The following is a 13,903-nucleotide window of genomic DNA, read 5'->3' as shown; positions in this document are numbered from 1 at the left end:
CAGTTATTTGCATTAGCAGTAACAGTTGTTTCTTGGAGTTAAGGGTTGTTTTCAGGATTGAGCACATAATCAAGGAGGTTTTTCAGTTGGCTAAATTTGAATATAAATTCCCTGAATTGGGCGAAGGCCTGCACGAAGGCGAAATCATCAAGATGCACATCAAAGTCGGTGACAAAGTAACTGACGACGACATCATCATGGAAGTACAGAACGACAAAGCGGTTGTAGAAGTACCTTGTCCGGTTAACGGAACAGTTACAGAAGTATTCGCTAAAGACGGTCAAGTCTGCCACGTTGGTGAAGTTGTAGCGATCATCGATGCAGAAGGCGAACTTCCTGAGCAAGACGACGCTCCTGCTGGCGATCAAGGCGAGCAAGAGAAAGATGCAGCTCAAGGCGGAGCTGATACAAGTGGTTCTTCTGCAGCAGCTTCCAGCTCGGATGCAGCTAAAGAAGGCGGCAACAACAGCGTTCCGGCAGTACCTGCCAAAGACGTTCTGGCAACACCAAGCGTGCGTAAATTTGCTCGCGAACAAGGTGTAGACATCGCTCAGGTTAACGGCACTGGCAACAACGGTAAAGTAACCAAAGAAGATGTTGAATCCTTCAAAAACGGTGGCGGTTCTTCCGCAGCGGCATCTTCCGAAGCTCCGGCTCAAGAAGAGAAAAAATCCGCAGCACCAGCAGCGGCTGCAGCTGATCAATACCTTGAAGAAGAGCGCGTACCATTCAAAGGTATCCGTAAAGCAATCTCTAATGCAATGGTTAAATCGGCTTACACAGCACCTCACGTTACAATCATGGACGAAGTGGACGTAACTGAATTGGTTGCTTTCCGTACTCGCATGAAACCAATTGCAGAGAAAAAAGGAACAAAAGTTACTTATCTGCCATTCATCGTTAAAGCACTGGTTGCGGCTTCCCGCCAATTCCCGGCTCTGAACGCTATGATTGATGAAGAAGCTAACGAAATTGTTTACAAAAAATACTACAACATCGGTATCGCTACAGATACAGACAACGGTTTGATCGTTCCTGTTATCAAAGATGCTGATCGTAAATCCATCTGGATGATTGCTGATTCTATCCGTGATCTGGCTGCTCGTGGTCGTGAGGGCAAATTGAGTGCGAATGAAATGAGAGGAAGCACAATCTCCATCAGTAACATCGGTTCTGCTGGCGGTATGTTCTTCACTCCAATCATCAACTTCCCTGAAGTTGCTATTCTCGGAACAGGACGCATCAGCGAAAAAGCAGTGATCAAGAACGGCGAAGTAGTTGCAGCACCTGTAATGGCTCTTTCCCTGAGCTTTGACCACCGTATCATCGATGGCGCAACAGCACAAAACTTTATGAATTACATTAAACAGCTGCTCGCTAACCCTGAGCTGCTTGTTATGGAGGTGTAAGATATGGTAGTAGGCGACGCTTCTCTCAATATCGACACATTAGTAATTGGTGCGGGTCCTGGCGGCTATGTAGCTGCCATCCGCGCTGCTCAACTGGGCCAAAGCGTATTGATCGTAGACAAATCCGAACTGGGCGGTGTTTGTTTGAACCGTGGATGTATTCCATCCAAAGCCCTGATCTCTGCTGCACACCAATATGAGTCTGCACTTCACGGTGAAGCTTTTGGTATCTCTGCTGAGAACGTAAAAGTGGACTTCAGCAAAACTCAAGAGTTCAAAAACGGCGTTGTTAAGAAAATGACTGGCGGCGTAGCTGGTTTGCTCAAAGGCAACAAAGTTGAAGTTTTCAACGGTGAGTGCATGTTCATTAACGAAAACGAAGCTCGTGTATTTAATGACCACGAGTCTCCACGTTACAAATTTAAAAATGCAATTATTGCAACAGGTTCCCGTCCAATCGAACTGAAACCTTTCCCGTTTGGCGGACGCATTCTGTCTTCGACAGAAGCTCTGAACTTGCCTGAAGTACCAAAAAGCATGATCGTTATCGGTGGCGGATATATCGGTGCTGAGCTTGGTCAAATGTACTCCAAATTCGGTTCAAAAGTAACAATCATCGAAGGTTTGGATACAGTACTGCCAGGTTTCGATAAAGACATGACTAGCCTTGTGGCTAAAAACATGAAGAAAACAGGTATCGAAATCGTTACGGGTGCAAAAGCAGAAAGTGCTGAGCAAACGGACAAAGACGTAACTGTTAAATATTCCGTAAATGGTGAATCCAAAGAAGTTACTGCAGATTACTTGCTGGTGACTGTTGGACGTCGTCCAAACACGGATGGAGAACTTGGTCTCGACATGATTGGTGTTGACGTTGACGAGCGTGGATTTGTCAAAGTTGACCACCAAGGTCGCACAAGCATTCCTCACATCTTCGCAATCGGTGATATCGTATCTGGCTTGGCTCTGGCGCACAAAGCTTCTTATGAAGGTAAAGTGGCTGCTGAAGCAATCGCAGGACAACCATCTGTAGTTGACTACAAATGTATGCCAGCTGTTGTGTTCACAGATCCAGAGTGTTCCAGCGTAGGTTACACTGAAAAAGAAGCTAAAGAAAAAGGTTACAAAGTAAAAGCTGGCAAGTTCCCTTATGCGGGTAACGGCCGTGCTGTATCTTTGAACCACGCTGAAGGCTTCGTGAAAATCGTAGCTGACGAAGAAAGCGGCCTTGTATTGGGTTGCCAAATCGTTGGTCTGGAAGCTTCCAATCTGATTGCTGAGCTTGGTTTGGCAATTGAGATGGGCGCTACTTTGGAAGATCTGGCTCTCACAATTCACGCTCACCCAACTTTGGGCGAAATCGTGATGGAAGCTGCGGAATTGGTTATGGGTCACCCGATCCACATCATCTCCCGTTAAGATCATCTAAGCTTCGGATCCGTCCGGCATTATACGTATATCAGAAGAGACGAATAACGTTAACGCGTTATTCGTCTCTTTTTTCTGAGCAAGAGCCGAGAAATTTAAGATACTTGTGTATGTAATATGATGAAAATTTACACGCTCATAAGTTTCAGTGAATTGATTTTATCCAACTTCTGAATTGTGGTACACTGTAGTAATGATCAGTCATGATGTGGCTCCAAGCCAATCACGGTCTATGTATTTAGTTAACTAACCTTTTACACGAGAACGTAGAGGACAGAAAAAACCTGAAGAAGCGGAGTGCTCGCCTTTATCATCGGATTTTACCTTTGGAAAAGGAAATCAAAAAAATCTGGGGACAACAGCGATCGGAAGGTTGTTCTGTCATCGGAGTGGTAAGTGTAAATATTTTTTAGTTTAGTACGAAATAAAAGTGCGAGGGGATATCAACATGAAAAACTATCTTGATTTATTGCAGGATATTCTGAACAACGGCGTGCATAAAGGAGACCGTACAGGAACGGGGACACAATCTGTATTTGGCAGACAACTCCGTTATGATCTCTCCGAAGGATTTCCGCTGGTAACAACCAAACGAATTCATCTCAAATCGGTTATTCATGAACTGTTATGGTTTTTGAGTGGCGATACCAATATATCTTATTTGAAAGAAAACGGTGTGAAGATCTGGGACGATTGGGCGGACGAAAATGGGGATCTCGGTCCGGTATACGGCTCGCAGTGGCGTACATGGGAAGCGCCAAACGGAGAAAAAATTGATCAGATCGCCGCAGTGATTGATTCGATCAAAAATAATCCGGATTCGCGTCGTCACCTTGTCAGTGCATGGAATGTGGCTGAGATCAACAATATGAAACTTCCACCTTGTCATTTTGCGTTTCAGTTTTACGTTGCAGAGGGTAAATTATCATGTATGCTTACGATGCGTTCCGTGGATACGTTCCTCGGGTTGCCGTTTAACATCGCGAGTTATGCGCTCTTGACTCATATGATCGCCCAGCAATGTGATCTTGAGGTGGGTGATTTCATCTGGTCTGGAGGGGATGTTCACATCTACTCTAACCATGTTGATCAGGTTAAAACTCAGCTGGAGCGTGAACCTTATGCTTTACCTAAGCTGGTAATCAAACGTAAGCCGGATTCTATTTTTGATTATACGTTTGAAGATTTCGAGTTTGAGAACTATCAGCATCATCCGGGCATTAAGGCTCCAATTGCAGTCTAATTATGTGTTCAATCTCGATAAGAGACTTGGATTGAAGGAGTGTATTACCCTTGAGTATTGAACTGGTATGGGCAATGGGGGAGAACGGTGTGATCGGATTAAATAATTCGATTCCATGGCGTTTACCCAAGGATATGGCCTTTTTCAAACAACGTACGCTGAACAAAACAATTATCATGGGACGTAATACGTGGGAATCCTTTGGTGGTAAGCCGCTTCCTCAGCGCCGTAATATCGTAGTGACTAGAGATCTGAACTACAAGGTGGACCAAGCTGAAATCGTACATACGATTGAAGAAGGGCTGAGTGTAACCAAAGGTGAGGAACTGTGCGTAATTGGGGGTTCCCAAGTGTATCGTGAGTTCCTGCCACTTGCAGATCGTCTTGTGGTGACCAAGATTCATGAGAATTTTGAGGGAGATACGTTTTTCCCTGAAGTGGATTGGTCCGAATGGGAACTAATTGAACAGATTGAAGGCGAACAGGATGAAAAAAATGTTTATGCGTATACATTCGAATTCTACGAACGTAAACGGTAAATTTGGCATAAGAAATTCCTGACTTCGGTCGTATTTTTATGATGAGAGGCGCTGATTGCGAAATATTCGTGAACAGCGTCTTTTCTTTTATAAAAAAATGAGTCACTTGTTTAAATTGGAGTACATATAACATTAATATAACATGATTAATTGGTATTTATGTATATTATACATACGCTCAAGCATTAAAAAGTAAAAAAGTGTAAAATTTTTGGGGTTTTAACGTTGTGAAGCCCTAAAACAGGTCTGATATTCGGAATTGAGAACGATTTATAGCAAAATATGTTGAATTTGATGACAAATTATCTGACATTTACTTAACGTTTCGACAGTTTATTTCTTTAACACACAACAGATTTCGCAGTTCAAAACCACATTAAACACCAAAATAAGGGTATTGACCATGGGTAGACTTGAAAGATATGATGTATAAAATACAAATAATTATGCGGATAATCCATTTAATATTCAGCACAGTAAATGCTACTATAATTGAAATATCTTCGAGAAGATTTTGTGATACAATAGACAAAAACTCAAGTAATGAGTAATCCATTTCATATAGAACCATGCACATGAAGGGATTAAGACAAGAACGGATGGGGGAAAACGTAAGATGTCTACACCTACTGGATTTATGGAATACAAACGTCAACTGCCAGCAGATCGTGAGCCAGCGGAGCGGATTAAGGATTGGGAAGAGTTTCATAAACACATGGCTGAAGAAGAGCTCAGAACACAAGGTGCACGATGCATGGATTGTGGTACCCCGTATTGCCATACAGGTATAGATATGATTGGTGGCACGTCAGGTTGCCCCGTGCATAACCTGATTCCAGAATGGAATAATCTTGTATATCGCGGACTGTGGAGAGAAGCACTTGAGCGCCTTCACAAAACGAATAATTTCCCAGAGTTTACAGGTCGCGTCTGTCCAGCTCCTTGCGAAGGATCATGTACAGTTGGCTTAATTGGTCAGCCTGTAACCATCAAAACGATTGAAGAAGCAATTATTGAAAAAGGTTTCGAAGAAGGATGGGTGGTTCCCCAACCTCCTGAAAAACGTACGGGTAAACGTGTAGCTGTGGTAGGCTCAGGTCCAGCGGGATTAGCTACTGCGGCTCAGTTGAATAAAGCAGGACACTCGGTAACCGTATATGAGCGTTCGGACCGTGTCGGCGGATTGCTGATGTACGGTATCCCAACCATGAAATTGGATAAAAACGTAGTTCAACGTCGTGTTGATCTGCTCGAAGCAGAAGGCATTCAATTCATTACGAACACCGAGATTGGTAAAGATATTGCAGCACAACAACTGGTGGATGAATATGACGCTGTTGTATTGTGCGGTGGTGCAACGAAGCCGCGTGAATTCAATATTGAAGGCAGCGACTTGAAAGGCGTTCATTACGCAATGGATTTCCTGAATGGCAGTATTAAGAGTTATCTGGACTCCAATCTGGAAGATGGTCAATATCTGTCCGCTAAAGATAAAGATATTATCGTCATTGGTGGCGGTGATACAGGATCTGACTGTGTGGCTACATCGCTGCGCCATGGTTGTCGTACGATCACTCAATTCGGTACGCATACCCAAGCGCCTATGGAGCGTGATCGCATTAATAATCCTTGGCCACAATTCCCTAACGTATACACACTTGATTATGCGCAAGAGGAAGCCAAAGCGTTGTTTGGTCAAGATCCGCGTGAGTTCTCCATCATGACAACAAAATTTGTCGGAGACGATGAGGGGAACCTCAAAGAATTGCATACAGTACAGATCGAGCGTATTGTGGATGAGACTGGTCGCAAGATTTATCAGCCGATTCCAGGTACAGAGCGTGTCTTCCCGGCTCAGATGGCCATGATTGCCATTGGTTTTGACGGACCGGAACAAACGTTGGTCGAGCAACTGGGACTTGCAACAGATCGTCGCACAAACGTTAAGGCACGTTACGGCAAATACAACACCAATGTGGATAAAGTATTTGCAGCAGGTGACATGCGTCGTGGTCAAAGTTTGGTTGTATGGGCAATTAATGAAGGCCGTGAGGCTGCTCGTGAAGTGGACAAATACTTGATGGGTGCTTCGGTTCTGGTGTAAAAGTATAGAACAAGATATCAATGACAACCTTCGCGATCAGCGGGGGTTGTTTGCTGTCTATTGAATAGAAAAGACTACATATTTCACGTAAGTGTGAGCAATAGCATTGCTTTTTAAGTGATAAAGATTTATTATTATATTATAATGATTATAAATAAGGATTCACTGAAACCAAGAAATTCGTACGTTAAAAGTAAAATTTAATGAATATAAACCGGAGGTGCGACCTGCTATGGCAAGTAACCGGGACAAGTCCATTTCAGAACAGATCTTTCACATTAAAAATCAATTGGTTGAAAAAGGATATAAGTTAACACAACAACGAGAAGTTACTGTACGTGTATTGCTTGAACATGAGAAGGATCATTTTAGCGCAGAGGAAGTATTCCTGCTGGTTAAGGAGCAGTTCCCTGAGATTGGATTGGCTACCGTATACCGCACTCTCGAACTGCTGAGTGACCTTCAGGTCGTTGAAAAGATTAACTTTGGTGACGGCGCTGCGCGCTTTGATCTGCGAAGTACAGACGGTTCCCATCACCACCATCATTTGATCTGTACAGAATGTGGTAAAGTGGAAGAGATTATGGAAGATGGTCTGCTTCGTTTGGAACAACAAATCGAGCGTCAGTATGGCTTTGCTGTTACGGATCATCGTCTGGATTTCCAGGGTGTATGCAAAGAGTGCAGACAAAAACATGTATTAAAGGAACAGGCAGCAGGATAATTCATTTCGGGAAGGTGCTCCCGAATCCAAAATCTGATATAATGAGTTTCAGAAGCAAGGGGCTTCCGTCGGCGGAATGCCCCTTTTTGCCGTCATGCGGACGGTGAAGGAGGAGAGATGGACGGATGAAGACACTGGTTATAGCGGAAAAACCCGACATGGGTCGAACCATTGCCGCCGTCATAGAACCAAAGGCCAAGAATAATCGCACATATCTGGAGGGTGAGCATTACATCATCACTTGGGCGATAGGGCATTTGCTTGGACTGGCTGAACCGGATGCCTATGATACAAAGTACAAACGCTGGAATATAGCGGATCTGCCGATTATACCCGATCAGTTCAAGATTGTACCCAATCCGAGGACTAAAGATCAGCTTAAAATGATTGGAGAACTGGCAAAACGGGCTTCAGCGATCGTTAATGCTTGCGATGCAGGGAGAGAAGGTCAGTACATCTTCGCCCTCATACAACAGCAATTGAAGCTGCGCCAGCCTGTAAAGCGTTTATGGATATCGGATTTGACGGCAGAGAGCATTAGACGTGGTTTTGATGGTCTGAAGGATGCCTCTGAATTTGAAAATCTGACCCATGCTGCTCGCGCCAGAAGTGAAGCCGATTGGCTGATCGGGATGAATGCCTCACGGGCGTTTACAACCCGCCATAATGCATTGTTGTCTGTAGGCCGTGTTCAGACGCCGGTACTCGCGCTAATCTACGATCGGGAAATAGAGATTGAAGCATTCCAGTCACAGACCTTTTATGAAGTAGCCGCCTGGTTTCGGCAGGAAGGTGTCGAGTACCGGGGACTGCGTCAGGGAGATAAGTTGACCGATGCGGAGGCAGCAGAGGCCATTGCAGCCAGTGTGAAGGGCAAGACAGGGCAAATTACCAAATACGAAGCGAAGCAGACGAAGGAGTATCCGTATCGTTTGTATGACCTGACCCTTTTACAGCGTGAAGCCAATGCCAAGTTTGGATATGGTGCCAAAAAAACACTGGATATCGCACAGGCCTTGTATGAAAAACACAAGGTGATTTCGTATCCGCGGACAAACTCCAACTATGTTACAGAACAGAATATTGAAGGTATGCACAAAACACTAAACCTGCTTAAAAATGGTACCTATAGTGAGCTTGCGCAAGGGGCCAAGCCAGAGCTTGTTCATAAGAATAATAAAGGGGTATGTAATCCGAGCAGGGTTGAGGATCACCATGCGATCCTACCTACTTTGAAGCGACCAGGTACCTTATCCAAGGATGAGCAGAACATCTATGATTTGATTGTAAGACGTTTCTTGTCTCACTTTTATCCTCCGGCGGAGTATAAGCAACATACCGTGCTCACCGAAGTGGAGAAACATCAGTTTAAGACATCTGTCAAAGAGCTGCTGTCCCTCGGATGGAAAGTGGTTCTTGGTTCTGGAGATCAGGAACAGGGCGGTGCAGGCAAGAAGAAGAGCAAGAAAAACGGCAATGAGGAAGAAGAAGCCGAAGAGTGGACGGACAAGGCTTTTGCTGTACAACCTGAATTGCCTGTTCAATGTACGAAGAGTGAGTTCAAGGAGAAAGCGACCCAGCCTCCCAAAAGTTATACCGAGGGAACATTGCTGAAAGCGATGGAAAGTGCAGGCAAGCAGATCGAGAATGAAGAGCTGCGAGACGCGATGAAAGATAGTGGTCTAGGTACTCCGGCTACACGTGCGGCTACAATTGAGCGTCTCAAAAACGTAGGTTACATTACGCTGCAAGGGAAGAAAATGCAGTTAACGCTCAAAGGCAGAACAGCTATTGAGTTGATTCGCCGTGCAGGCGTAGACTTGTTAACTTCACCTGAGATGACCGGGCAATGGGAAAGAAGGTTATATCAGATTTCCAAAGGTGAGGCGGGTCAGGACAAGTTCATGGAGAACGTCAAGAAATTCACCTTGTCCATCATTGAGAAAGTGCGTGTACAAGCCCCAGCCCCAGCAGATGCTTTTGGGGAAGATTCACGGGCAGGCAGGGGGAAAGGTAAAGGAGCGAGGACCCAGGCCGGCAATACAAGGACATCTGCCAAGACGGCTAGTGGTGGTTCCGCTGTAAAAACGTCCCGTCAGACTACGGCATCTTCGTCCAGAGCGGGCAGTGGGAAAAGCACGACCACCAAGGCATCATCTTCAACAGCGAGCCCAACCGGAGTGAGAGAGTTACTGGCACCTTGTCCTTCTCCAGGCTGTACAGGTCAGATTATAGAGGGCAAGAAGGGTTATGGATGCTCACGTTTCAAGGAAGGCTGTTCATTCGTGGTCTGGAAAGAGTATGCGGGTAAAAAAATCACCAGTACGATGTTAAAATCGCTGATTGAGAAGGGGAGTACACAAGTACTGTCGTTCAAACGAAAAGACGGGAGTACGGTGAAAGCACGGATTATTTTACAGGACGTAGTAACAGGCAAATTATCTGGTGAGAAGCAGGATGCTTGATCTTAGTTAACAGTTAACATACAGCAAAAGGACCCTTAACCAAGGGTCCTTTTCTGTTGCTGCTGTTGTATATTTTCGTGTATGACTTTTGGTACCTCTTCCAGTGCAGTGATGGTATACATCGATGTTTCCGGATTAGGTTGAAGATCTACGATGTTGTATTGCCATTCATTTGGTTGTTTGATATAAATGCTGTGAATTCCGGCTTTTACCGCGGGCATAATGTCTGTCCGCAGTGAGTTACCGATCATCCACGTTGCACGACGATCAAACGGTCCATTAGACAGAATGCCTTCCAGTGCCTCGACGTTTTTGTGTTGTCGGATATAGATCCGATCATCAAAATAAGCCGAGAGCTTCATCTGATCAATCTTGCGCTGCTGAATCACGGTTTCGCCGCCGGTATATAAGTAAAGGGAATGTCCAGCACCTTTAAGGTTCTCAAGCGTTTCAACCATATGAGGGTAGGGTTCAACCTCCTGATCGTACACACTCATACCCAACTTGCTCAGATAAGACTCTTCTCTGGGAGAGGTTAATCTGGCGAACTTGCCGGAGAAATAACGATAGGTGTCAATCAGGGATTGCGGGAAATGATGACTCGCAAAGCCAAGCTTGTTCACTCCGGTTACATCAATCTCCAGTTGTTTTTCCCGAATCTCTTGTGTTGTCAGAGAATGTCCATCAAACCACTCTTGCATATTCTCAAAGAATTCTCCCAAAACCAGGTTGAAGTATTTGTTGCAATATACGAGTGTATCATCAAGGTCAAACATAATATGTTGTTTCATTATTTTCATGATCTAACTCACTCCTTGTTGCCAGTAACTCCACAATGGTTCAACTAAATTATATGCGAATATAGGATTCCAGGAACATATTCAATTCAGATACGCCATCCGGACGAATACTGTATTTCTCTTTACGATTACTTCCCAGCAGATGGGTTCGAAGCAGACCTGCGATGCGCAACGCCATAACCTGATCTTTGACCGTGTCTTCATCTTTACCCAATTCTTCACACATCTCAGCGAGGGATTTGGGTTCATCCGATACGTAACGAAGCAGGCGAAGTCTTTCAGGATCAGCCAGTGCATGGGTGAAACGTAAAAGGCATGTTGGTGGTTGGTCTTCGTTCTCTTCAGGTGCATCTACGGGATACTGCATGATCATCATACCCTCATAGAAGCAGTACATATTAATAGGGCGGTTATGCACCGTTGGAAACAGGATGACTTCGTTTAGTCCAGGCATCGGTTCAACAAGAACGCCAGCTGTAGCATATTCAATGAGCAGTTCAGATCCCATTTTTTCAAGCAAAACGCGTTTTTCTTCAGCATCTTCTTCGAGCCATACACGCTGATCTTCACTTATATTCTGACAGTAGTGTTGATCCCATAGTCGCAATAATGGGACATAGCTGTTCCGAATACGCGTAGATTCTTCTATGGTAAGGGCGGGCAGAAGAGGAGACACACGTGCATACAGGTCATCCGCTGTCATTCCGGCAAGCATGTCCAGAAACTCTTGATTCTCCTTCGTATCATTTTGATACGCAGCCCATGCAAACAGGACATCAAAATCATCAAAAGGCCAAGTGGCAGCAGGTGCGAGCGCAGCTCGTACATTGGAACTTAGTTTGCCTTCCACTTCCAGAATCCATTCAGGACCTATATCCAGATGCTGAATCCATTTTTTCGTAACATAAACCAGAAAGCTGTTGAGCATTTCATATATCGGTGAAACATCAATTTTCACATGATAAGCCATATTGTTGCAGAATCCTCCCGTCACATCTAAGTGTACGCAGCGACTTAAGTACCATTATGGCTTGTTTTGCAGGGCGTTGTCCACTATAATGTTCAAGTCCGGGGCAAAGCCCCGACTATGAATAGCAGTTCAAAACCATATGTATACCATACGAAAGTCGTCAGCGATGGCGATTTTTCTTTGTGTGCTCGCAGGAGGAATGAATTCGTGTCATCGATTACTCGCCCCAAACTATCACACTCGACAGCCAACTATCTGATTTTGATTACGGTTATTGTGGTAGCTGGAATTAGTCAGGGGCTTTTGCTGCCTGTGCTTTCGATTTTTTTGGAGCAAAAAGGGGTTTCACCAGGTTTGAACGGATTAAACGCCGCCGCGTTGTACGTTGGCTCTTTTGCCATGACTCTCGTTGCGGAGCGACTACTAGGTGCATTCGGGTTCAAAAAGCTGATTGTGGGTGGCCTGATATTAGTCATGGTCCCTTTAATACTATTTCCGTATTTACCAGATATTAAAATATGGTTCATATTGCGTCTGATCGTTGGAATAGGAGACAGCGCACTTCACTATGCGGCTCAGCTCTGGGTACTGCTTGTTACGGCACCTGAGAAACGTGGGCGCTACATATCGCTATATGGCATGTCCTACGGGCTGGGATTCAGTATTGGTCCGCTGGGAATTAAGCTGCTTGGCTTTGGTGATGCTGTCCCTTTCTGGGTATTGTTCGTATGTATGGCAGCAGTACTTATACTGGTATTAATGAAGCTTCCGAATACAAAGCCGGAAAAAGCAGAGCATGGCCAGCTTCCTGAACGGCGCTTCCGTCGTAGTCTGGCATGGGCTTGGTACGCACTGTTACCTGCTCTTCTATACGGATATATGGAGGCCGGCATGAATAGTAACTTCCCCGTGTATGGCCTGCGTATTGGGTTCGACACCGATCAGATTTCGTCGTTGCTTCCCTTTATTGGGATTGGAGGTTTGTTCCTTCAATTGCCTCTGGGGATGCTGAGTGACCGGTATGGGCGTAAAAAGATATTGATGTTTGCGGGAATCAGTGGGGGGATCATCTTCATGCTGGTTCCCGTCGCAGGTACGCATTTCTGGTGGACGCTTGTATTGTTAACAATCGCAGGTGGCCTGGTCGGTTCCTTTTTTTCGCTGGGCCTGGCCTATGCCGCAGATATTTTGCCTAAAGTGTTGCTGCCTGCAGCCAACGTTGTGGCTTCCTTTCATTTCACGATTGGAAGTATTATTGGACCGAATCTGGGTGGTCAGATGATCAACTGGATTTCACCCGGAAGCATGTTCACCTTGCTCGGAATCATGTATCTTCTTTTTGGCGTGGCAGGTATATTATTTCGTCGTAAACCGGAGTTCGAATCTGTGTTAAAATAGAAGCTGGTGTTCGCATGGAAATTGATGTCCATTTCCGAGTACACTAGTGGTAGGGAAAAACATGGACAAGAGGAGACATCGCGATGATCAGAGTAGAGAACTTGAGTAAATCCGTTGGCGTGGACCGCGTTCCCGTTCTACGGGATATTCGATTTGATATGCAACAAGGTGAGATGATAGCTGTAGTTGGTTCAAGCGGTAGCGGTAAAAGCATGCTGCTCAAATGTCTGGCTATGATGGAGAAATGGGATTCCGGCCGGTTTACGGTGGATGGCGCCGAGATTTTGAAAGAAGGCTGGTCCGGAAAACGGAAAATCAAACGGGAATGGGCATACTTGGAACAGAATCCAGAACTATTTCCCAGACGTACGGCTCTTAAAAATGTATTAATCGGACGATCGGGTCAGACTCCTGTATGGAGAATGGTAACCGGTATGGTACGTTCAGATGATTATATGGGTGCTATGGATTATCTCGAAGGATTGGGATTACTTGATAAAGCACATCAAATAGCAGAGAAGCTCAGTGGTGGCGAGAAGCAGCGTGTTGCCATTGCAAGAGCACTTGCTCATGGTGCCAAAGTGGTTTTGGCTGATGAACCAGTGATTGGTCTTGACCCGCACACAGCAGATTCGGTGCTGGAAACGCTGCGCAAATTATGTGAAGAAGAACGTGCAACAGTCATTGCAGTATTGCCTATTGAACTTGCTGAGAAACATGCCACGCGAATCTGGGGATTGGCAGACGGCAAGATTGCTTTTGATATTCGTGGACGGAGATTGACACAGCAAGAAAAAAACCAGATTTAAACTATTGAAAAGAG

General features: G+C 45.0%; 11 protein-coding genes. 9 read left to right on the top strand and 2 right to left on the bottom strand.

The annotated features are described in order from the left end of the window. The first annotated feature begins 86 nt into the window (after window positions 1-86). The 7 genes from MKZ13_RS18035 (at window position 87) to MKZ13_RS18005 (ending at window position 9,912) form a co-directional block, all read left to right on the top strand. The gene (locus MKZ13_RS18035) at window positions 87-1,409 is read left to right on the top strand and encodes a dihydrolipoamide acetyltransferase family protein (RefSeq protein WP_091029377.1); all 1,323 of its coding nucleotides are present in this window, start codon (window positions 87-89) and stop codon (window positions 1,407-1,409) included. 3 nt (window positions 1,410-1,412) lie between these two features. Further along, window positions 1,413-2,828: a dihydrolipoyl dehydrogenase gene (gene lpdA, locus MKZ13_RS18030; RefSeq protein ID WP_221821637.1), complete on the top strand. Its 1,416-nt coding sequence runs from the start codon at window positions 1,413-1,415 to the stop codon at window positions 2,826-2,828. Window positions 2,829-3,285: 457 nt separating this feature from the next. Further along, on the top strand, window positions 3,286-4,080 hold the full coding sequence (thyA, locus tag MKZ13_RS18025) for a thymidylate synthase (protein ID WP_339177114.1): 795 nt from the start codon (window positions 3,286-3,288) through the stop codon (window positions 4,078-4,080). 50 nt (window positions 4,081-4,130) lie between these two features. After that, window positions 4,131-4,619, top strand: coding sequence for a dihydrofolate reductase (locus tag MKZ13_RS18020; RefSeq protein ID WP_221821633.1), 489 nt, complete (start codon window positions 4,131-4,133; stop codon window positions 4,617-4,619). Between the two features lie 616 nt (window positions 4,620-5,235). After that, window positions 5,236-6,723 carry a glutamate synthase subunit beta gene (locus tag MKZ13_RS18015; protein WP_221821631.1) on the top strand — a complete coding sequence of 496 codons (1,488 nt, stop codon included), beginning with the start codon at window positions 5,236-5,238 and terminating at the stop codon, window positions 6,721-6,723. Window positions 6,724-6,955: 232 nt separating this feature from the next. Continuing rightward, window positions 6,956-7,447, top strand: coding sequence for a Fur family transcriptional regulator (locus MKZ13_RS18010; protein WP_036613667.1), 492 nt, complete (start codon window positions 6,956-6,958; stop codon window positions 7,445-7,447). A gap of 125 nt (window positions 7,448-7,572) precedes the next feature. Further along, the gene (locus MKZ13_RS18005; protein ID WP_339177109.1) at window positions 7,573-9,912 is read left to right on the top strand and encodes a DNA topoisomerase 3; all 2,340 of its coding nucleotides are present in this window, start codon (window positions 7,573-7,575) and stop codon (window positions 9,910-9,912) included. Between the two features lie 35 nt (window positions 9,913-9,947). Here MKZ13_RS18005 and MKZ13_RS18000 read toward each other — a convergent pair whose 3' ends face one another. Further along, entirely contained in the window at window positions 9,948-10,712 is a 765-nt protein-coding gene (locus MKZ13_RS18000; RefSeq protein WP_339177107.1) for an HAD family hydrolase, read from the bottom strand. 49 nt (window positions 10,713-10,761) lie between these two features. Continuing rightward, window positions 10,762-11,682 (bottom strand): helix-turn-helix domain-containing protein, encoded by a 921-nt coding sequence (locus tag MKZ13_RS17995; protein WP_221821625.1) that lies wholly within the window; start codon window positions 11,680-11,682, stop codon window positions 10,762-10,764. 207 nt (window positions 11,683-11,889) lie between these two features. On the opposite strand from MKZ13_RS17995, the gene MKZ13_RS17990 reads away from it, so the two are divergent. Together MKZ13_RS17990 and MKZ13_RS17985 are read left to right on the top strand one after the other, a co-directional pair. Continuing rightward, window positions 11,890-13,080, top strand: a complete 1,191-nt coding sequence (locus tag MKZ13_RS17990; protein ID WP_339177102.1) for an MFS transporter — start codon at window positions 11,890-11,892, stop codon at window positions 13,078-13,080. 83 nt (window positions 13,081-13,163) lie between these two features. Further along, the gene (locus MKZ13_RS17985; RefSeq protein ID WP_091020744.1) at window positions 13,164-13,889 is read left to right on the top strand and encodes an ATP-binding cassette domain-containing protein; all 726 of its coding nucleotides are present in this window, start codon (window positions 13,164-13,166) and stop codon (window positions 13,887-13,889) included. The last annotated feature ends 14 nt before the right edge of the window (window positions 13,890-13,903 follow it).

It is taken from the genome of Paenibacillus sp. FSL R5-0701, assembly GCF_037973995.1.
Classification (GTDB): domain Bacteria; phylum Bacillota; class Bacilli; order Paenibacillales; family Paenibacillaceae; genus Paenibacillus.
The sequence above is the reverse complement of the archived record's forward strand: the minus strand, read 5'-3'. Positions and strand labels throughout refer to the sequence as shown.